At 56.4% G+C, this 19959-nt stretch carries 18 protein-coding genes; 10 read left to right on the forward strand and 8 right to left on the reverse strand.

The features are described 5' to 3' along the window. Positions 1–115: 115 nt before the first annotated feature. A complete protein-coding gene (locus tag WG936_RS07445) occupies positions 116–1573 on the forward strand; it encodes an NCS2 family permease (RefSeq protein ID WP_339572520.1) in 1458 nt (485 codons plus the stop codon). Positions 1574–1709: 136 nt separating this feature from the next. Further along, positions 1710–2534, forward strand: coding sequence for a TrmH family RNA methyltransferase (locus WG936_RS07450; RefSeq protein ID WP_339563935.1), 825 nt, complete (start codon positions 1710–1712; stop codon positions 2532–2534). Between the two features lie 20 nt (positions 2535–2554). Here WG936_RS07450 and WG936_RS07455 read toward each other — a convergent pair whose 3' ends face one another. The 3 genes from WG936_RS07455 to serC all read right to left on the reverse strand — a co-directional run bounded on the left by WG936_RS07455 (position 2555) and on the right by serC (position 5528). Then, positions 2555–3421 carry a DUF6928 family protein gene (locus WG936_RS07455; RefSeq protein ID WP_339572521.1) on the reverse strand — a complete coding sequence of 289 codons (867 nt, stop codon included), beginning with the start codon at positions 3419–3421 and terminating at the stop codon, positions 2555–2557. A gap of 5 nt (positions 3422–3426) precedes the next feature. Then, complete coding sequence (gene sepH, locus WG936_RS07460; RefSeq protein ID WP_339563933.1) at positions 3427–4305, reverse strand: septation protein SepH; 879 nt, start codon at positions 4303–4305, stop codon at positions 3427–3429. 92 nt (positions 4306–4397) lie between these two features. After that, positions 4398–5528 carry a phosphoserine transaminase gene (serC, locus tag WG936_RS07465; protein WP_339572522.1) on the reverse strand — a complete coding sequence of 377 codons (1131 nt, stop codon included), beginning with the start codon at positions 5526–5528 and terminating at the stop codon, positions 4398–4400. 605 nt (positions 5529–6133) lie between these two features. Between serC and WG936_RS07470 the strand changes: the two genes are divergently transcribed. Together WG936_RS07470 and fkpA are read left to right on the forward strand one after the other, a co-directional pair. Further along, on the forward strand, positions 6134–7447 hold the full coding sequence (locus tag WG936_RS07470) for a citrate synthase (RefSeq protein WP_339563931.1): 1314 nt from the start codon (positions 6134–6136) through the stop codon (positions 7445–7447). A gap of 179 nt (positions 7448–7626) precedes the next feature. Then, entirely contained in the window at positions 7627–7986 is a 360-nt protein-coding gene (gene fkpA, locus WG936_RS07475) for an FKBP-type peptidyl-prolyl cis-trans isomerase FkpA (protein ID WP_339563930.1), read from the forward strand. Positions 7987–8258: 272 nt separating this feature from the next. On the opposite strand, the gene WG936_RS07480 is transcribed toward fkpA, so the two are convergent. The 4 genes from WG936_RS07480 to WG936_RS07495 all read right to left on the reverse strand — a co-directional run bounded on the left by WG936_RS07480 (position 8259) and on the right by WG936_RS07495 (position 11749). Further along, the gene (locus tag WG936_RS07480) at positions 8259–9407 is read right to left on the reverse strand and encodes an NAD(P)-dependent malic enzyme (protein WP_339563929.1); all 1149 of its coding nucleotides are present in this window, start codon (positions 9405–9407) and stop codon (positions 8259–8261) included. A 9-nt stretch (positions 9408–9416) separates the two neighbouring features. Continuing rightward, on the reverse strand, positions 9417–10913 hold the full coding sequence (locus WG936_RS07485; protein ID WP_339563928.1) for a carboxyl transferase domain-containing protein: 1497 nt from the start codon (positions 10911–10913) through the stop codon (positions 9417–9419). A 69-nt stretch (positions 10914–10982) separates the two neighbouring features. Further along, a complete protein-coding gene (locus tag WG936_RS07490; RefSeq protein WP_339563927.1) occupies positions 10983–11486 on the reverse strand; it encodes a hypothetical protein in 504 nt (167 codons plus the stop codon). Then, positions 11486–11749: a helix-turn-helix transcriptional regulator gene (locus WG936_RS07495; RefSeq protein ID WP_339563926.1), complete on the reverse strand. Its 264-nt coding sequence runs from the start codon at positions 11747–11749 to the stop codon at positions 11486–11488. The genes WG936_RS07490 and WG936_RS07495 overlap by 1 nt, the downstream gene beginning before the upstream one ends. Positions 11750–11869: 120 nt before the next feature. Here WG936_RS07495 and WG936_RS07500 point away from each other — a divergent pair, with 120 nt between their 5' ends. From WG936_RS07500 to WG936_RS07525, 6 genes are all read left to right on the forward strand, one after another. After that, entirely contained in the window at positions 11870–12739 is an 870-nt protein-coding gene (locus tag WG936_RS07500; protein ID WP_339572523.1) for an aldo/keto reductase, read from the forward strand. Beyond that, positions 12740–13495 (forward strand): enoyl-CoA hydratase, encoded by a 756-nt coding sequence (locus WG936_RS07505; RefSeq protein WP_339563924.1) that lies wholly within the window; start codon positions 12740–12742, stop codon positions 13493–13495. Between the two features lie 19 nt (positions 13496–13514). Beyond that, positions 13515–15857 (forward strand): HAD-IC family P-type ATPase, encoded by a 2343-nt coding sequence (locus WG936_RS07510; RefSeq protein WP_339572524.1) that lies wholly within the window; start codon positions 13515–13517, stop codon positions 15855–15857. A gap of 328 nt (positions 15858–16185) precedes the next feature. Then, on the forward strand, positions 16186–16527 hold the full coding sequence (locus tag WG936_RS07515; RefSeq protein ID WP_339563922.1) for a DUF485 domain-containing protein: 342 nt from the start codon (positions 16186–16188) through the stop codon (positions 16525–16527). 8 nt (positions 16528–16535) lie between these two features. Further along, positions 16536–18152 carry a solute symporter family protein gene (locus tag WG936_RS07520; RefSeq protein WP_339572525.1) on the forward strand — a complete coding sequence of 539 codons (1617 nt, stop codon included), beginning with the start codon at positions 16536–16538 and terminating at the stop codon, positions 18150–18152. Positions 18153–18218: 66 nt separating this feature from the next. After that, entirely contained in the window at positions 18219–19007 is a 789-nt protein-coding gene (locus WG936_RS07525; RefSeq protein WP_339563920.1) for a hypothetical protein, read from the forward strand. Here WG936_RS07525 and WG936_RS07530 read toward each other — a convergent pair. After that, on the reverse strand, positions 19004–19918 hold the full coding sequence (locus tag WG936_RS07530; RefSeq protein ID WP_339563919.1) for a DUF1906 domain-containing protein: 915 nt from the start codon (positions 19916–19918) through the stop codon (positions 19004–19006). The genes WG936_RS07525 and WG936_RS07530 overlap by 4 nt on opposite strands. Positions 19919–19959: the final 41 nt, after the last annotated feature.

Genomic DNA, 19959 nt, shown 5'->3' on the forward strand with positions numbered 1-19959 from the left:
ATCTGCGAATAGTTTTGTTAATTGTACCGCCGCGGTTGCTAAAGCCCTGCTCTAGGTGCGATTGTGTAACGGGCACTAATCAACAATTGCGGTGCGAAGCAAACTTGGAGTTCTTATGACGGCAACCGCCACTGCGCCTAAGAGCGCGTTAGACAGATTCTTTTCCATCACGGAGCGTGGCTCCACGCTGGGCACTGAGGTGCGTGCAGGCGTAGTCACCTTCTTCGCGATGGCTTACATCATCATCCTTAATCCGCTGATCATCGGCACTATTGAGGACCACACCGGCCATGCGCTGGGGATTCCTCAGGTCGCGGCTGCCACAGCACTGGCCGCAGGTGCGATGACGCTTCTTTTCGGGCTCGTTGCGCGCTATCCCTTTGGTATTGCCACCGGCTTGGGAATCAACACATTGGTAGCGGTAACCATGGTGGCCGGTGAAGGATTGACCTGGGAAGAGGCCATGGGGCTGGTGGTGATCGACGGCATCATCATCGTTTTGTTGGCCATTTCCGGATTCCGTATCGCCGTGTTCAATGCTATCCCTGATGCTCTCAAAGCAGCCATGGGCGTGGGTATCGGCTTGTTCATCGCAATGATTGGCTTGGTTGATTCTGGCTTCGTACGCCGCATCCCAGATGCGGCGGGTACGACGGTTCCGGTTGGCCTGGGAATTAACGGTTCAATCGCTTCGTGGCCAACCTTCGTGTTCGTCATCGGTTTGATTATCTGCGGCATCATGGTCGCCCGAAATGTTCGTGGCGGACTATTTATCGGCATTGTTCTCACCACGCTGATCGCCATGGTCGTTGAGGCTCTCACCGGGGCTGGCCCGTCCTTCGTCGACGGGAAGCCAGTGCCAACCGGTTGGAACCTAGCTGTACCAAAGTGGCCTTCTTCTCTCGGCGGGATGCCAGACTTGTCCATCGTGGGTGCTGTGGACCTCGTGGGGGCCTTCACTCGCGTCGGTGTCCTGGCGGCTACATTGCTGGTCTTTACACTGGTTTTGGCCAACTTCTTCGATGCCATGGGCACCATGACCGCGTTAGGTAAGCAGGCCGGTCTCACCGATGAACATGGCAATCTGCCTGATATGAAGCAGGCGTTGATTGTGGAAGGCTGTGGCGCGATCATCGGTGGTGGAATGTCCGCTTCCTCCAACACGGTTTACGTAGATTCTGCGGCTGGCATTGCCGACGGCGCCCGCACCGGCCTGGCCAATGTTGTGACCGGTATCCTCTTCTTGCTCGCGATGTTCCTAACTCCGCTGTACTCCGTTGTCCCGATCGAAGCGGCTGCGCCAGTGCTGGTCATCGTCGGTGCACTCATGATGGGACAGATTCGCGAGATTGACTTCAATCGCTTTGATATCGCGCTCCCGGCGTTCCTGACCATCGTTGTTATGCCCTTTACTTACTCCATTGCCAACGGCATCGGCGTTGGATTTATTGCCTACGTGCTGATGGCGCTCGCCTCAGGTAAGGGCAAACAAGTCCACTGGCTACTGTGGCTCATTTCGGCATTGTTCTTGGTGTACTTCGCCATTGACCCTGTCATGTCCTTCTTTAGCTAAGCAACGCCCCTCTTAGCCACCTCGCACAGCCGCCTCGCTCAGTCGTCTCACCTGCTTAAACTGGGTGCGGCGGCTGTGGCTTTCCCGGAGCTCCGGATTCCCTAGCAACACACCTAGCATTTAGAATGAGCCTGCTATGACTAACTTCATCCAGATTGATGACCCCACCGATCCACGACTAGACCCTGTTCGGGATCTCAAGAACTCAGACCAAGGGGGCAAGGGGTTGGTTATCGCGGAAGGGCCGCTCATTGTAAGGCGTTTACTGGAGTCGCGTTACCCAGTTAAGACAATCGTCGGTTTTGATGCGAAGATCCGGAGCTTTCTCGAAGAAGAAGGCGTAGCAGAACTCGTGGCGGAGATCCCCATTTACGTGATCTCTCGGGAAACACTCAAGCAAGTGGCTGGGTTTGATATGCACCGTGGTCTCCTAGCTGCCGCAGAACGCGTGGAACCCGCGAGCGTGCAGGAGGCTCTGGATGGCGCGAAGACCATCGCCATCCTGGAAGGCGTCGGCGATCACGAAAATATCGGTTCGCTCTTTCGGAACGCAGCGGGTATGGAAGTAGATGCCGTACTATTTGGCGCCGCCTGCGCGGATCCCCTCTATCGGAGAGCTGTGCGGGTATCCATGGGGCATGTTCTCCGATTGCCGTTTGCGTATCTGGATGGCACTCCGCGCAACTGGCAGCGCAGCCTGTCTCAGCTCGCGGAAGACGGATGGCATCTGGTGTCGCTCACCCCTAACACGGACACCATGCTGAAGGAAGCCCTAGCGGGCAATCCTGACAAAGTCGCGCTGCTCATCGGCGCTGAAGGGCCGGGACTTACCGAGCATGCGATGCGTGCGACTCACGTACGAGCCAAAATCCCGATGGCGCCAGGCACAGATTCTCTCAATCTGGCCACTGCTGCGGCGATCGCCTTCTATGAGCGTCAGCGCACACACCAAGAGCCCTGATAACCCGATCTCGGGTTGGGCTAATTGCGGTCTGTGTGTCGAAGCTTTTCCCGCAGGCTAGCTAGGCTGCGGCCAGCATTCTTGGCTGCGCGAGTGGAGAACTTTAGCACTGCGTCCGCAACTTTGCGGGCTTGCATTCCGGCATCCATCCCGGGCGAACTAGAAGGAAATTCCTCGTAGTCATCGTATTCGGAATGCTGGGGGCCGAGTCCAAGCTTGGCCGATGCATCGTAGACAATGGAACGCACATCTTTGCGGGGACGTGGCGGTTCAATCCTTGGCTCTTTGCGTCCGTCGATGGCGTAGCCAACCACGAAAAGATCAGGGCCATCGGCGGAAATGTCTACGCCGAGCCAGTGGGAGTCGGCTTCCCGCACCAATTCGATAGGATCAAATGGAAGGTCGATGCCGGCACCTGGGGCCCCGCGCTCACCTGCCCAGTAGGGGCTCTCGAAGGGCTCTGGTAGACCAATGTCTTCGTAAACGCGGTCTCTGCGGGCACAGAAGCTGCGACGGATCTTGCCTTCCTGCCAGTGGGCGAGCCCGCCGAAACCCGTGTCGGTGTTTTCAGCAAATGCAAACACATTGCGCGCGGCGATCGAATCCAGCAATTTAGGATCGAGCTCTGATAGCACGGTCATGTCTTGTACGAGGGTTTGAACCACGGTGATGCCGGGATAGCCGGCGATATAAAACTCGCCTTTAGAAACAGGGACGGACCGGTTCAGCGGAAATTCTCCAAAGACACTGATCGGCCACGATGGGTCCATCAACGCGAGGTACTTACGACCGAATCCGCGATCCGCCTTGGGGGAGGCGCTGAGTACTGCAGCAGGGTCATCAGCATTCACAAACCACAGCGTTACTACAGCATCGTGCGGTTGCATTGTCCCTAGCTCCTTGGCCTTTTGGTGTTAGTGCGCACTCCGAGGAGGACATCTTCCCAATGCGGGGTCACAGCTTTGCGACGCCGTTTCTGTGGCTGCTCCGTAGCGTCAGGATGCTGGAGGAACTCGTCCTCAGCTTCTTGGACCTCTTCGACCTCAGCCGGTTCTTGCGAACGCTGTACAGCAGACAAAGTACGTACGGCAGGTTGACCGAAGTCAGGGTCTGTCAGATCGGCGGCAACCGCATTGCGGGCTACAGCCGTCGCGTTGCTCATACCGTGGCTGTGATAAGACCATTCCGCGACGTTATCGGAAAGTCCGGTTTGCCAGGAGACGCGCACAACCCATTGCCCAGCTGGATCTTTATAAGCGTCCCACGTGGATGCCGTGAGGTCATTACCGCGAGCTGCGAAAGCGGTGGCGAGTACTTCCCACAAGGTCAGTTTTGCAGGGCCATCTTCCCGGACAGGGTGGGAGCGCTTGGCCATATCGGCAACTCGGGCGCGTTCCTGCAGGACAGGGTGTGCGAAGGCCTCGATGCGGGCTTCGGTGACATCGTTTTCTGCAGCTACCTCGGCGATGCTCGCACCAGCGCGGATCCTTTCCTGGATATCGCGGGGACGCATCTTAAGTGGGGCGGACAGGCGGGGATCGATCTCGCGAACCTCGCGGGCCGGTTGAGCTGCGGCTACGGGTTCGGCTACGGTTTCTGGTTCCGCCGGTACAATTTCTTCAGTGGTGGCTTCCAGGACTGGTGCAGGTTGTTCGCCGCTGATAAGCGACTGCAAGTCTTGAGTTACTTCGACGAAGAAGTCCTCGCCGTCGGCGCGAAATACCAACGACGATGCGGTGGATTCTTCGACAACCAACTTGAGTTCGCGCACGGGATTCTCCTTCGTGAATGGACGTGTCTTTCACCACTTTAGACCAAAAATGCGCAACAACGTGGGAGTTGCTGCGCATTTGGTGGGGTGTGTTACGCGGTGGCGAGGCCGCCGTCGATCGCCCAGTCGATGGCTTTTGTCAGCTTTGCGACGTCTGCTGAATCGATTGCGGGGAACATACCAATCCGGAGCTGATTCCGTCCGAGCTTTCGGTAAGGCTCGATGTCCACGATGCCGTTGGCGCGCAGTACCTTGGCAATCTTTGCGGCATCGATGTTGTCATCGAAGTCAATCGTACCGACAACTAGGGAACGCTTAGCGGCGTCCTTGACGTAAGGGGTTGCGCCATCGCGGGCCTCAGCCCAGCTGTAAAGAATGTTCGAGGATTCCGTAGTGCGCTGCACCATCCCGTCGAGGCCACCGTTTTCATTCATCCATTTGACCTGGTCATCCATCATCAGCAGGGTGCCCACTGCTGGGGTGTTGTAGGTCTGGTTTTTGCGGGAGTTGTCCACGGCGGTCTGGAGGTTTAGGAAAGCAGGGATGAAGCGATCAGAAGAGTTGATCTTTTCGATGCGTTCGAGGGCAGCTGGGGACATCGCAGCAAACCAGAGGCCGCCATCAGAGGCGAAGCACTTCTGTGGGGAGAAGTAGTACACATCTGCCTGTGACATGTCTACGGGAAGCCCGCCAGCACCGGAGGTGGCGTCGATAGCGATGAGGGCATCGGTGCCTGCTGGGCGCGTGACCGGCACCATTGCGCCTGTCGACGTCTCGTTGTGGGCCCAGCCGATAAGGTCTACGCCCTCCATAGCTTGCGGAGCGGGAGCTTCACCTGGTTCCGACTCTATGACTACCGGGGTGTCAAGCCACGGTGCCTGTTGTGATGCCTTGGCGAATTTGGAGGAAAACTCTCCGAAAGAGAGGTGCCCGGACTTCTGCTCGATTAGGCCAAAGGCTGCTGCGTCCCAAAATGCGGTCGCACCGCCGAGGGAAAGGATAATTTCGTAGCCCTCGGGCAATTGGAAGAGGCTGCTCAGACCCTCGCGAAGTGACCCTACGACATCTTTCACCGCTGGTTGACGGTGAGAAGTGCCGATGATGCTGGTGCTGCCCGCCACTATTGCCTCGATCTGAGATGGGCGGACCTTGGAAGGGCCGCAGCCAAAACGGCCGTCAGCTGGAAGGAGATCTGCGGGCAAGGCGGGGAACTGTTCAGGCATCTGGGGCAACCTTCTCGTCGTTTTGGGGCGTACGGAATGTAAGTATTTTAGCCCCTATCCCCGGCATGAATCAGGCGAATAAACGAACGGGGGTGAGGTATTGCAACTATTGCAGAATTGAGTTTTATTGCAGAGGAATTGGCAAAGGAGTTAACGTTGCGAATTAACTGACCTGCATTGTTAAGCCCGTAAAGGGGTATCGGGTGGGAAAATCTGAAAAAGTGTTGGCGACATCACAATTTTTGCTATGATGTGTGTCATCCCACGGGCCACTGGGTGATCACTGTTGGTCCGTGAGCTTTCGTCGCAGTGGGGAAGAGTCTAACCATGGCGACGACGGTTCAAGGAGCAAGGGATGCTTCATGCTAAAAGCTGCCGCTGCAACGTGAGTGAAACTCTTCTCAAGAAAGTTGTGAAAGAATTACTCATATTGAGTAGGTGTGCCTTAGGTACAATATGATGTGGCTCAAATGCTCGGTGATCCGGTGGCTGCTTTATACGAGCAGCTTGTTGGATAGCTTAAACGCCTGACACATGCGGCAAAAATTCAATAGCATTACCCGCTTAGAGCAGGCTTGAAACCCAGCAGGGAACCTGACCTGTAAATGATTGAAAGGGAAACTGTGGCTTCTGATAACAACGACAAGGCCGTACTCCACTACCCAGGTGGCGAGTACGAAATGGACATCGTCAAGGCCTCTGAAGGTAATGACGGCGTCGTTCTTGGCAAGATGCTTGCCGAAACTGGCCTAGTCACCTTTGATCCAGGCTACGTGAGCACTGGTTCGACCGAATCCAAGATTACTTATATCGACGGCGAACAGGGCATCCTGCGTTACCGTGGCTACGCCATCGAGGATCTCGCGGCTCATGCAACCTTCAATGAGGTTTCTTACCTGCTGATCAACGGTGAACTGCCTGCGCAGGAAGAACTGTCCAAGTTCAATGATGAGATTCGCCACCATACCCTCTTGGATGAAGACTTCAAGGCACAGTTCAGCGTGTTCCCTCGCGACGCACACCCAATGGCAGTGCTCGCCTCCTCGCTTAACATTCTTTCCACTTACTACCAGGACACTCTGGATCCGCTGAACCCGGACCACCTGCATAAGGCCACGATTCGCCTCATGGCTAAGGTGCCAATGCTTGCTGCATATGCACACCGTGCTCGCCATGGTGAGCCTTACATGTACCCAGACAACTCCTTGAATGCGCGCGAAAACTTCCTGCGTATGATGTTCGGCTTCCCAACTGAGCCTTATGAGGTAGACCCGCTTCATGTGAAGGCTCTGGATCAGCTCCTCATCCTCCATGCTGATCACGAGCAGAACTGCTCTACTTCTACTGTCCGCATGGTGGCGTCTGCACAGGCCAACATGTTTGTTTCCGTAGCAGCTGGCATCAATGCGCTCTCCGGCCCACTACATGGTGGCGCAAACCAGGCCGTGCTGGAGATGCTGGATGAGATCAAGGCCAACGGCGGCGACGCAACCGACTTCATGAACCGCGTTAAGAACAAGGAAAAGGGTGTCAAGCTCATGGGCTTCGGACACCGCGTCTACCGCAACTACGATCCTCGTGCCGCCATCATCAAGGAAACCGCACACGAGCTGCTTTCCCAGAACGGTAACGATGAGCTTCTCGAGCTGGCCATGAACCTGGAGCAGATCGCACTGGCAGACGACTACTTCATCAGTCGCAAGCTGTACCCGAACGTAGACTTCTACACCGGTTTGATCTACCGCGCTATGGGCTTCCCAACCGACTTCTTCACGGTTCTGTTCGCTATGGGTCGTCTCCCAGGCTGGATCGCGCAGTATGTCGAGCAGGTTTCCCAGCCTAATGGCAAGATTTACCGCCCACGCCAGATTTACACCGGCGAAACTCTGCGTGAGTACATCCCACGCGACAAGCGATAAATAGCCTTAGTTTTAGCCCTCCTTGAGCCAAACCTCCCCACAATTGCCGTAAGCTCGTGGGAAAGGTTTGGCTCATTGGTTTTTAGCAGCGGGTGAAGTTCGCTCGGCAACGGCTTCAAACCAACTCCGCTACCGAGTTGAACCTAGAGATTTTTCGTCAACCCAAGGAGACTAGCTAGATGGAAAAGCCAGTAATCGCCCCACAGACCGGCCCAGTACCAGAAGACCTGGTTATCGAAGACCTCATCGTCGGTGACGGTCCAGAAGCACAGGCTGGCGGCATGGTTGAGGTTCACTACGTTGGCGTGGACTTCGAAACCGGAGAACAGTTCGACTCTTCTTGGGACCGTGGCCAGACCATTGACTTTCCTCTCGCAGGCCTCATCGCGGGCTGGCAGGAAGGCATCCCAGGTATGAAGGTTGGTGGTCGTCGCCAGCTCACTATCCCGCCAGAGGCTGCTTACGGCCCGGCCGGCGGCGGACACCCTTTGTCCGGTCGTACCTTGGTCTTCGTCATTGACCTGATTAGCACTCACTAAGCTTTTCGACGCCATTGGAAAGAGCGCAGGGAGTATTCCTTGCGCTCTTTATTCGTGTGGGAGTTGTCGTTCACGGCGAGGCGCATGACAATCCCGGCACCCGTTAGCGGTGTCAATACTCATTTGGCCCGGGGCCATTTTCTGTATGCGTACTCCCGTCGCATATGGCTTGGCTCGCTAATACTTGCCGCCCTGGTTGCTAAATGCATTGGTTTGCCTTAAACCGAGTGCTTTCCTCCGTTTGCTGGGAACCAAGGGAGCCCAGGTGCGCTTTAGGCACGCTGCGCCAGTGCGGCAGCCTTCACCGCGGCAGCAACCGCCGGCTCGACTCGAGGATCGAGTGGAGAAGGCACGATATGATCGCGGTCGAGCTCCTCGTGTGCTACTTGGGCAATTGCTCGAGAGGCCGCCAGCTTCATTGTCTGAGAGATTTCGGTGGCACCTGCATCCAGTGCGCCCCGGAAAATGCCTGGGAACGCCAGCACATTGTTGATCTGATTGGGGAGGTCGGAGCGCCCAGTAGCAACCACCGCCCCGTATTTGCGTGCAAGCTCCGGGGCAATCTCCGGGGTGGGATTGGCAAGCGAGAACAGGATCGGATCTGTGGACATGAGTTGGAGCTGCTCTTCGCTGACATGTCCGCGCGAGAGTCCGATGAAAACGTCGGCTCCCATCAATGCAGATTCAATGCCGCCGGATAGTCGTTCCGAGTTGGTAATCCGCGCGAGCTCCTGCTTCACAGAATTGAGCGGGGTGCGGTCGGGGTGGATGATGCCACGGGAATCAACCATCACGATATTTTTCACACCGGCCGCGATCAGCATTTTCGCCGTCGCAACGCCTGCGGCACCCGCGCCGGTGATGACGACCTTGAGGTCAGGCAGTTTGCGTCCTAGTAGTTCAGCGGCGTTGCGCAATCCAGCTGTGATGACTACGGCGGTGCCGTGCTGGTCATCATGCATGATTGGAATATCCAAGGCCTTGATCAAACGACGTTCGAGTTCGAAGCAGCGCGGGGCAGAAATATCCTCGAGGTTGATTGCCCCGAAAGAAGGTGCGAGGCGGACGATGGTGTCAAAAAGCTCGTCGACGTCCAAAGTATCCAACACAATCGGCACGGCGTTGAGACCCGCGAAGCGCTGAAACAGCTGGGCCTTGCCCTCCATAACAGGGAGGGCCGCTTGTGGACCGATATCTCCAAGTCCGAGCACGGCAGTGCCGTCGGAAATGACAGCGACAGTGTTCGCCGTCCAGGTGTATTCGCGAGCTAGGGCTGGATCTTCGTGGATCGCTTCGCAGACCCGAGCGACACCTGGGGTGTACGCAATGGAGAGATCATGGGTGGTTTCGAGTGGGCGAGCCGATGCAACAGTCAGCTTGCCGCCACGATGGGCGTCAAAGATTTCTTGGTCGCTGATCATTTACTTAGGTTACTGCAGTTGAGCTAGCTTTTCGTAGTGTTTAAAGCGCTGTTCGCGGCCTACCCGCTGTGGAAAGTGATCAAGTTCCCACAATGTGTGGCTGATCGTGGTCAGAACGCGGTCAATGAAGGCCTCTGGTTCGTCAGCAGCGTCTGTGACCTCGGGAATTATGCCGTCCACTATGCCCGCCCGCAGCAGTGCAGCTGCGGAGACGTCCTGTTCCTCCATCATTTGTGCCGCGTGTTCCGTGTCACGGTAGATGATGGCGGAAGCCCCTTCCGGGGGCAGGGGAGAGAGCCAGGCATTGCTGGCTGCCAGGACCCGATCAGAAGGGAGCATCGCAAGTGCTCCGCCACCGCAGCCCTGGCCGAGGATGATGGACACGGTGGGAACATCGAGGTCCACGAGCTCGCCAAGCGTTCGTGCGATGGAGCCTGCCATCGCGTGTTCCTCTGCGTACTGGGAAAGCTCAGCCCCAGGCGTGTCGATGATGCTGACAAGTGGGAGCTGTAGTTGGTGCGCTAGATCGATGCCGCGGCGGGCGATTCTTAGTGCTTCGGTTCCGAGGGGAAACTCGCCGATCGGAGGCTGCTCATGACGGTCTTGTCCAATGATGACTACTGGCCGTCCGTCAATTTGCGCGAGCGCAACCGTTACAGCGGGAGAGCGTCGGCCATCACCACTGCCGGATAGCATAATTAACTTGGCACGCAGCTTCTTCACGATGTCTCGCATGCCCGGTCGCTCGGGGCGGCGGGTGCGCACAATTGCTTCCCACGCTGAGTGCATTGCGTGCTTCTCGACGGCGGGCAACTCCGGTTGCGAAGTCGCCACATCGGACAACAGCACCTCATGGATCTTCATCACGGCTTCGCGGAGCTTTTCGGGGGAAACTACCCCGTCGATGACACCACATTTTGCCAGGTTCTCACCGCTTTGCACCCCTTCCGGCATGGGCACACCAGTAGTGAGTTCAACAACGCGCGGACCGAGGAATCCGAGCAGAGCGCCAGGTTCCGCGAAGGTGAAGTGGCCTGCCGACCCCCAGGAGGCCATGACACCACCGGTGGTGGGGTTGCGCAGGTAAACCAAGAACGGCAAGTGCTGATCTTTATGCCGATACACAGCGGTGGTAATAGACACCATGAGCGCAAAAGCAGGGGATCCTTCCTGCATGCGAGTTCCGCCTGAGGATGGGGAAATCAATAACGGGAGACCTTCGGCGGTGGCTCGATGGATGCCGTCGATAATGCGACGGGCTGTGGCCGCGCCAATCGAACCGCCGAGGAAGCCGAATTCGGAGAGGATGGTTGCAACCCGTCGTCCTGCGATCCTGCCCTCACCAGTGATAACCGATTCGTCGCAGCCACTTCTCTCACGTGCCCGGGCGAGGGCAGCGCGGTAATCCTCGGAGATGTCGCCGTACGCGGGTGGAGTGTCCCAGCTGATGAAAGAATCCTGGTCAAGGACTTGAGAAATGAGATCATGTGCGCTCGTGCGGGTCATGGGTTTCAAGTTACCAAACCCACATTCGCCCATGATCGGATTTGGGGCTGCCGGAGCTTCCGGGGGTGGCTAGTCCTCGTCGGACTTGTTCCAGGCGAGAGCGAGTGCCGGATAACCGCCAACGGTCAAAGTGACTAGCAGTAGCAGGTAGCCGAGGGATACCCCCACGCGCGTGGGGGACCAAGAATCGGCAGCGATGCTGTCCCACATCATCGAGCCGAAGATCAAGATAAATGCGATGAGCGATGCGAAGAAGCCGTAGAGCTTGAAAGCGAAAGCTCGGTAGGCTTCCAAGCGGGCGAACTGGTATTCATCGAGCGCCGCGAGGGGGGCCATGTCCTCGGAATCGATGGTGATACGGATGATGGTCCACAAAATTGCGAGTGCGCCGAATCCGGACACAATAGCGAGCAGATACTTGGGGCTGGCTGGGATGAGCAGTGCCGAGATTGCGGTGAGCGCCGCGAGTACGAGGAAGCCTGACACTAGCAGCCGGCGTCGCTTTTGCGTTCGCCATCCACGAAGCATGCGGGAGTTCTGTTCCTGTTGTTTGTGAAAAGTTTCGAGTTTCATTACTGGTCTCCTGCGTAGATTTGGGTTGAGAGGGGGGTGAATTCGGTGCGAGAGAATATTGCTTCGATTGGCAAGCCGAAAGTCTCGGAGAGATTCAGTGCTAGATCGAGGCTGGGGTAGTGGTCGCTGCGCTCGAGGGCGCCGATGGTCTGTACATTGACGCCAATGGCGTCGGCAAGCTGCGCCCTACTGAGGTTGCGCTCGGTACGTAACAGTCGGATTCTATTGAAGATTGGTTTTGTAGGTTTCTTTGCTGGGCTCACGCAAGTAAGTGTTGTATAAACACAACAGTTTGTCAAGGGTTGGAATGTTTAAAGGATGTATATCCATGCTTAGCTGCGGTTTCCCTGCGGGGTGACGGCAAATTGCGTTTAATGGAAGTTATGACTAGCGCCACTGAGAACCCCACCCTTAGCTTTCGAGACGGCACAGAATTTCCACAATTTGGATTAGGTACCTGGCAGCTCCGCGAGGAGGAAGCTGAAGCCGCGGTCCGCGCTGCAATTGAGGTTGGTTATCGCCATATTGATACTGCGGCGATCTACCAAAATGAAGAAGCGGTGGGAAAAGCCATCAGGGACGCTATTAAGGCAGGCGACGTTACCCGAGACGAACTGTTTGTGACTTCGAAACTGTGGCATAACCAGCAAGGAGAGCAAACGAGTGTTGCCTTCAACCAGTCTCTGGAACGTCTGGGGCTGGAGTACTTGGATCTCTATTTGATTCACTGGCCGTGGGCTACTGCAGGGCTCTTCGTTGAGTCTTTCCAAGCCATGGCCAAAATGCAGGGGATGGGGAGGGTGCAATCCATCGGGGTTTCCAACTTTTATCCTGAGGTGCTGGACACTCTTGTACAAGAAACTGGCATCACCCCGGTGTGTAACCAAATTGAGCTACATCCTGGGTTTTCCCAACCGGAACTACGTCAATATCACCAGGAACATGGCATTGTGACTGCCGCCTGGTCTCCGCTCGGTTCTGGAAAAGTGCTCGATTTGCCGGAAATCTCTGAGATTGCACGCACATTGGGCAAGAGCAATGCCCAAGTAATCCTGCGATGGCAGTTGCAGCTAGGAAATATGGTTATTCCGCGCTCAAAGAACGCCGAGCGTATCGCCCAAAATTTTGAGGTCTTTGACTTCCAGCTTTCCCAAGAACAGATGCAGGCGATCACCCAGCTTGATGTCAGCGCTGGAATAGCTCGTATTGGTGGCGATCCGCTACATTTCCCAGAGCCAGTAGGAGAACACTAAATGAGTAGTCTGAGGCAGGAAGCTGATGGGAAGGTTCTCATCCTAACGATTGATCGTGATGAAAAGCGCAACGCCTTAAACACCGAACTATGCATGGCCATTGCTGATGCCGTCAATCACATCACCCTAGAAGATGAAGCCCCAATTCGTGCGGTACTCATCCGAGGCGAGGGGCGTGCCTTTTGCGCCGGCGCCGATCTGAGCGGCGAAGGCGGTGGTGTCTACGGGGATGGTTTCCTTGCCGCACTGCAGCACATGCTGACCTCACTTTTGCACTGCCCAGTGCCGGTGATTGCAGATATTCAAGGCCCTGCAATCGGGGCCGGAGCCCAACTATCCTTGGCGTGTGACCTGCGTGTTGTTGGCCCGGATGCGTGGTTTGCCGTCCCGCCAGCCAAGCTCGGGTTTGCGCTGGACAACTGGACTATTCGCCGAGCTGTGTCTTTGTTAGGAGGCTCTGTGGCCCGCGGCTTGCTGCTTGCCGCACAACGAATTGATGCGCAGCAGGCACACAATGTCGGCTATGTGCACGTGCAGGGAGACTCAGCTGCAGCACTTGATTTTGCGCACGAGGTTTCTGGCAATGCGCCGCTTTCCATGCGCCAGCTCAAGAGTGTCCTCAATGATGAAGGCTTCGGTTTCGATCTCTCTGTGAAGCAACAAGAGGATTATCGGGCTGCCTGGAACAGTGAGGATGCGAAGGAAGCCCGAGCTGCTCGCAGCGAGAAACGGGCTCCGGAATTTAAGGCGCGTTAGCCAACTAGACTAAGCTCCCATGAGCTATGTGACCTCCCCCGACGGCCTGAATCAGGCTGAAGTAGCTGAACGTCTCGCCCGCGGCGCCACTAACAAAGTGGTTCGCAAAACTGGGCGCACCGTAGGGGAAATCGTACGCGCGAACGTGTTTACCAGGATCAATGCCATTTTGGGGATCCTGTTCGGCATCGTAATGTTCACCGGTAGCTGGATCAACGGTGCCTTCGGGCTGCTCATCCTTGCAAACTCTGCGATCGGAATCATTCAAGAGGTGCGGGCAAAGCGTACGCTCGACCGCCTCACAATTCTGAATGAAAGCCAGCCTCGAGTCATCCGGGAAGGGAGTTTGCGTCCCCTTCCGCAGGATAGCTTGGTAATAGATGAATTAGTGGAGCTCGGTGCGGGGGAGCAGCTCGTTGTTGATGGCGTCGTCCGATCCGCCATTGAACTTAAAATCGATGAGTCTATGTTGACCGGCGAATCCAAGCCGGTACTGAAGAAGGTCGGTGATCAGCTACTCTCCGGATCGTTCGTTGTCGCTGGTTCGGGGACATACCAAGCGACCGCGATCGGCTCTGATGCCTATGCGGCGAAGCTCATTGCTGCTGCGGGGGCTTTCTCTCTAACTGATTCGGAGCTGCAGCGAGGCATCGATAGGATTTTGAAGTTCATCGGCTGGCTGATGATTCCCACCGGTGCGCTTACCATTTGGACTCAACTTGGGCGCACCGAGGCGCCGCTCAACGATGCCATCCTGGCCATGGTTGCAGCCCTTGTACCTATGGTCCCAGAAGGGCTGGTGCTGATGACCTCGATTGCCTTCGCAGTCGGCGTTGTGCGGCTCGGCCGCCGTGGGGCTTTGGTCAACGAGCTTGCCGCCATCGAGGCGCTAGCGCGTGTCGACGTCGTTTGCGTAGATAAGACGGGAACGTTGACGGAAAACCGAATGGAGCTGGTGGACGTCGATATGCTCGCTAGTGGTGGGGGAAACGCCGAGCTTGAACAGGTGAAACGGGTGCTGGCCGCGATGGTTTCAGCTGACAAGCATCCCAATGACACGATGCAAGCTATCGGGGAATCCCTTGCCGGATACGCCGCCCCGTCAGTTACTCGTGTCGAGCCCTTCGACTCAACGCGAAAATGGTCGGGTGTCGCGCTCGGGGAGGAAGGCTCCTGGGTAATCGGTGCCCCAGACATGGTCACTACGGCGGAGGATGTGCTGCATAAAGTGCAGTCGTTGTCGGAACAGGGGATGCGTGTACTTTTGCTCGCTAGTGTGGCGGAGCTATCTGCCACTGTGAGTGATCCTCGGCCAGTAGCGCTGATAACGCTGCAACAAAAGGTGCGTGCTGATGCGGCCGAAACCCTGGACTTCTTCGAGCATGAAAATGTGAATGTCAAAGTGATTTCGGGCGATAACGCGGTGTCGGTGGCGGCCGTGGCGCGGCAGGTGGGCATCGATGGCGAGGTGGTGGATGCGCGGTCCTTAACGCCAGAAAATACGATGGAAAAGGTGACCGGCGCCTCCGTGTTTGGTCGCGTTACTCCAGAGCAGAAGAAAGAAATGGTGGAGGCGCTGCAGGTGGCAGGGCACACGGTGGCAATGACGGGGGACGGCGTCAATGATGTGCTGGCTCTTAAGGCTGCGGATATTGGCGTTGCCATGGGGACCGGAGCGCCTGCTAGTCGCTCGGTAGCGCAGGTAGTACTGCTTGACAATAAATTCGCTACTTTGCCACACGTTGTTGTAGAAGGACGACGGGTAATTGGCAACATTGAGCGAGTAGCCAACCTATTTTTGACTAAGACGATTTACTCGGTTCTGGTCGCGGCGTTCATGGCCTGTGCGGGGTTGTCTTATCCCTTCCAGCCCATCCATGTGACCATGATTGGCTGGTTTACGATCGGAATTCCGGCCTTCGTGCTTTCGCTCGGACCGAACGCGGAGCGGGCCCGGACAGGTTTCGTGCGACGTGTGCTGTGGTTGGCCATTCCTTTTGGCCTGCTTATCGCAGTGTTCACCATTGGATTCTGGCTATTGCACTATCCAAGCGAGCTTGGTGGGGTGGAACATCGCCAGGTATCGACGGCCACGCTGGCAGTTCTTCTCATCATGGCGATGTGGGTCCTGGGGGTTGTGGCGCGACCGTGGAATTGGTGGAAGCTAATCCTGCTGGGGACGGGTTGCGCCGCGTATGTGCTCATCTTCTTGCTGCCACAGATCTCTCATTGGTTACTGCTTGATGCCGGGAATAGCACGCTGCTTATCGACGCCGTGGTAGTAGGTGCCATCGGAGCTGGCAGTATCGAAATTATGCGTGTGGTCTTCAGCGCTGTGGAGCGTCGCCGATCGGTTAAGTAGGGCAACGCAAGATTGGCTTTTGTGGCACTTGTGAAGCCAAATTTTGCCATGTCTACAGCATTAACAACCTTTGCAAAACGGAAAACTGTGTGAATGTGGGGGTACTTTTCTTTCACTCATATCCACTGTTGAGGGGCGTTCTTGGGGGTGGGTGTGAAGTTGTGAAGCAAATATTTTTGCCAACTGCTTCGCAATTGCAATGTGAGCTGGGTAACTTTTCATGCATGCGGAAATTGTGACCATACGCACAGTTGCAAACCCTTGCCCTGTGAGTCACGACCGTAGTGACTTTTCAGCAATCAATAGAGAAAGCGAGATGACTTCTTCAATGAGCACAAGTCCTCACGCCCCAATCCGCCGTGAACCGACGGCAGCGGAGTTTCGCGCCATGCAGTCAAGCCCCCAGTTCCAAGAACTGCGCTCGACTTTCCGTAGCTTTACGTTCCCAATGTCCATCGTCTTTTTCGTATGGTTCATCGGTTATGTACTGGTCGCAACGTACATGCCAGACCTCATGGGAAAGATCATCTTCGGCAACGTCAACCTGGGCATCATTCTCGGATTGCTGCAGTTCTTGACTACCTTCTTGATCACCTGGATCTACATCAAGTTTGCCAATAAGAATATCGAGCCGCGCGCTGCCGCGATTCGTCAAGCAATGGAAGGCTAGGTAACGGGATGAACAACTCTTACCTTCTGGCGGCCGAGTCGAATACCGGCAACCCAGTTCTAAACATCATCGTCTTTGTTATCTTCATTGTCGTCACCATGGCAATTGTGATGCGCGTAGGCAAAAAGACGTCTGAAGCTTCCGATTTCTACACCGGTGGTGCTTCCTTTACCGGCACCCAGAATGGCCTCGCTATCGCAGGTGACTACCTGTCAGCAGCTTCCTTCCTGGGAATCGTTGGAGCGATTGCGATAACCGGCTACGACGGATTCTTGTACTCCATCGGATTCTTTGTCGCATGGCTGGTAGCCCTCCTGCTGGTGGCTGAGCCACTGCGAAACGTTGGCAAATTCACCATGGCTGATGTGCTGTCCTTCCGCCTGAAGCAAAAGCCAGTCCGCATGGCTGCAGCAATGGGTACCCTCTTTGTGTCGCTGTTCTACCTCATCGCTCAGATGGCGGGCGCCGGTTCTCTCGTCGCCGTGCTGCTGAACCTGCACGGTAAGACTGAACAGGCGATTATCGTTGTGATTGTTGGCATCATCATGATCGCCTACGTGCTCATCGGTGGCATGAAGGGCACTACTTACGTGCAGATGATCAAGGCAGTTCTTCTTGTTGGAACCGTGGTCATCATGACCGGATTGGTGTTCGTGGCCGTCAAGGGCGGCTTCTCTGAGCTATTCACCAAGGCAGTTGCCGCTCACGACGGCAATGAGGCACTGCTCAAGCCGGGTATGAAGTACGGCAAGACGGAGATTTCTAAGCTCGACTTCGTGTCCTTGGGCCTGGCACTGGTGCTGGGTACTGCAGGCCTGCCACACGTGCTGATGCGCTTCTACACCGTGCCGACCGCTAAGGAAGCCCGTAAGTCTGTGACTTGGGCGATCATCCTCATCGGCGCTTTTTACCTGATGACCCTGGTCCTCGGCTATGGTGCAGCTGCGCTGGTTGGACCTGATCGCATCAAGGCCGCGCCAGGTGGCGCGAACGCGGCAGCGCCGCTGCTGGCGCTGGAACTCGGTGGTTCCTTCTTTATGGCGATCATCTCCGCAATTGCCTTCGCTACTGTTCTCGCAGTGGTCGCCGGCCTGGCAATTACCGCCTCCGCCTCTGTTGCGCATGACGTCTACCACTCCATCATCCGCAACGGTCAATCCACGGAAGAAGAGCAGGTGCGCGTCTCCCGCATCACCGTGGTTGTCATCGGCGTCGTCGCGATTGTCCTCGGTATCCTGGCCATGAGTCAGAACGTGGCCTTCCTGGTTGCCCTCGCCTTCGCTATTGCAGCGTCCGCGAACCTGCCAACCATCTTGTACTCGTTGTACTGGAAGAAGTTCAACACCACTGGTGCAGTGGTTGCGATTTACTCTGGCCTCGTTTCCGCACTGGTGTTGATCGTGTTTTCCCCAGCGGTTTCTGGTTCTGCCACCGCGATGTTCCCGAATGCGGACTTCGCATGGTTCCCATTGGCTAACCCAGGCATCGTTTCCATCCCGATGGGCTTTATCGGCGGCATCATCGGCACGTTGGTAGGCAAGCCAGACAACATGGATGACCTGCAGGCTGAGATGGAAGTTCGTTCCCTCACCGGTGTTGGCGTGGAAGCCCCCGTCGACCACTAAGCAATCGCTACAAGCGTGACAGCCCGGATGCAAGCTATGGCTTGCACCCGGGCTACACTGCTTTCTATGCTTTTTCGCGCTATTGTGCATCCGTTGCCGGTGCTGATGGTATCTGGGGTGGTGGCCTGCTTAGCGGGCTGCGCAGCGTCCGCGGAAGCGCCGGAACGGGCGTCGGCAAGCACTGCAGCGCCTGCGATCGCACTGCCAGAAGCCGATAATGACTACCTTTCGCCCGAACAAGTGGCAGATATTACGGGTTTTCCCGGCGGAGCGCAGTTGAGCTTTGAGCGGCTATCCGACGGCACCCATACCGGCAGTGCCAACGAACGTTTCCCACGTCCCGCACTCAGCCTGATCAAGCTTTACATCGCTGACTTCGTGCTGGCGCAGGATAACGAAGATGATAAAGACCTGGCAAGAATCATGATCTCAGATTCAGACGACTATGCTGCGGACACGCTCTATGCCAAGTATCCGGAGTCTATCGCCACCACGGTAGCGCACTACGGCCTGTGGTCCACCCATGACGCGGAACTGTGGGGAAATAGCGTGACGTCGACCTATGACGCGGTGAAGTTTATCCGGATTAAATTGCAGCGGGATCCGGATTCCCCAATTTTGGCCGCGATGCGGGAGAAGCATGAGGTTGCCGCGGATGGGTATGCGCAAAATTTTGGTACCTCGGTGCTGCCAAGGGCCGAGGGGACAAAATGGGGATGGTCCGATGACCTGATGTTGCATTCCTCCATTAGTTTCGGCGACGACTATGTGGCAGCCGCCGCCGTAATGGGCAGTGCGGAGGACCTCACTGCGCTAGTGGAACGCCAGCTAGGGCCGGCGCTCGCTGCACCCTAGCTAGATGCGATGCCTCGTACTTGGTTGACTAGGGCGATGGCATCGTTGATTTGTTGCTGGCTGGGCAACTGCACGCCCTTTAGATCGGCTGGCAGCAAAGCGGAGAGCTGATCGGTGTTAGGGATGGCTGGGATCGTCTCTGGTGTCGGGGAAGGGCCATAGCCGGGCTTCCATTGGCCCCAGTCGTGCGCGTAGACATTGTTGACGTCCACTTCGATACCGTTGATGGTTTCCTTCCAACCCGATTTTTGATGAATCGTGGTGCGGGGATGGATACGGCCGTCGGAGCCCCAGTCGTGCATCCAGAAGAACTCTCCCAGGCCATCCTGAACTGCCCATTCGATGGTGTTGTAGTTACCGTACACACCGAGCTTTAGGCCTGCGGATTCTAGGGCCGATTTGAATGCCTGCAGGTAGGGACGGATCTGGCCGTCGTACTGCTCACGAGACGGGTTGTCGTCGATAGCGACGTAGATTGGTCGTCCGGTTGCTCCGCCCGCGGCAGAATGAAGTGCTATGGCTTGGGGTGCGTGCAGTGCGGCTCCCGCAGCGCCTTGCAGCCAATCGGCGTTCGATGCGCGCCCGAATTGGTACACGGATGCTACCTCGAGGCCTGCGGCGGCAAAGGCCTTGGTTTCGGCAATTTTTACTGGCTTGCCCTTCATCCAGCTCGCCGCGTCTGGGCGTGCCTCGGAAACGTATCGGACAGCACCTAGGTGGCCCTGCGCTTGCACTGCCTTCGCATCAGGAACGCCACCGGAATAGTCAATAACGGTGCCGATCGGCGCGCTGAGTGCATGAGCTTGCGGCAGCTTTGCGACGGCATTAAGCGCAAGCGGGGCAACAGCGGCAAGCGCGCCAGCTTTGAAGCCAGCTTCCAAGAACGAGCGACGAGACAGTTGGGAAGACATACTACTCCAGAGGTAATTGTGAACTCATGAGTTATTTTGTA

The sequence above is a fragment of the Corynebacterium sp. H127 genome (assembly GCF_037482665.1).
GTDB lineage: Bacteria > Actinomycetota > Actinomycetes > Mycobacteriales > Mycobacteriaceae > Corynebacterium.

Bases quoted from the DNA above. Each gene is read 5' to 3' on its own strand.
- WG936_RS07470 (WP_339563931.1), top strand. From the start codon at position 6,134: ATGATTGAAAGGGAAACTGTGGCTTCTGATAACAACGACAAGGCCGTA.
- fkpA (WP_339563930.1), top strand. From the start codon at position 7,627: ATGGAAAAGCCAGTAATCGCCCCACAGACCGGCCCAGTACCAGAAGAC.
- WG936_RS07520 (WP_339572525.1), top strand. From the start codon at position 16,536: ATGAACAACTCTTACCTTCTGGCGGCCGAGTCGAATACCGGCAACCCA.
- WG936_RS07505 (WP_339563924.1), top strand. From the start codon at position 12,740: ATGAGTAGTCTGAGGCAGGAAGCTGATGGGAAGGTTCTCATCCTAACG.
- WG936_RS07455 (WP_339572521.1), bottom strand. From the start codon at position 3,421: ATGCAACCGCACGATGCTGTAGTAACGCTGTGGTTTGTGAATGCTGAT.
- WG936_RS07480 (WP_339563929.1), bottom strand. From the start codon at position 9,407: ATGATCAGCGACCAAGAAATCTTTGACGCCCATCGTGGCGGCAAGCTG.
- serC (WP_339572522.1), bottom strand. From the start codon at position 5,528: ATGCCTGAACAGTTCCCCGCCTTGCCCGCAGATCTCCTTCCAGCTGAC.
- WG936_RS07485 (WP_339563928.1), bottom strand. From the start codon at position 10,913: ATGACCCGCACGAGCGCACATGATCTCATTTCTCAAGTCCTTGACCAG.
- WG936_RS07490 (WP_339563927.1), bottom strand. From the start codon at position 11,486: ATGAAACTCGAAACTTTTCACAAACAACAGGAACAGAACTCCCGCATG.
- WG936_RS07445 (WP_339572520.1), top strand. From the start codon at position 116: ATGACGGCAACCGCCACTGCGCCTAAGAGCGCGTTAGACAGATTCTTT.
- WG936_RS07515 (WP_339563922.1), top strand. From the start codon at position 16,186: ATGAGCACAAGTCCTCACGCCCCAATCCGCCGTGAACCGACGGCAGCG.
- WG936_RS07450 (WP_339563935.1), top strand. From the start codon at position 1,710: ATGACTAACTTCATCCAGATTGATGACCCCACCGATCCACGACTAGAC.
- WG936_RS07500 (WP_339572523.1), top strand. From the start codon at position 11,870: ATGACTAGCGCCACTGAGAACCCCACCCTTAGCTTTCGAGACGGCACA.
- WG936_RS07530 (WP_339563919.1), bottom strand. From the start codon at position 19,918: ATGTCTTCCCAACTGTCTCGTCGCTCGTTCTTGGAAGCTGGCTTCAAA.
- WG936_RS07510 (WP_339572524.1), top strand. From the start codon at position 13,515: ATGAGCTATGTGACCTCCCCCGACGGCCTGAATCAGGCTGAAGTAGCT.
- WG936_RS07525 (WP_339563920.1), top strand. From the start codon at position 18,219: ATGCTTTTTCGCGCTATTGTGCATCCGTTGCCGGTGCTGATGGTATCT.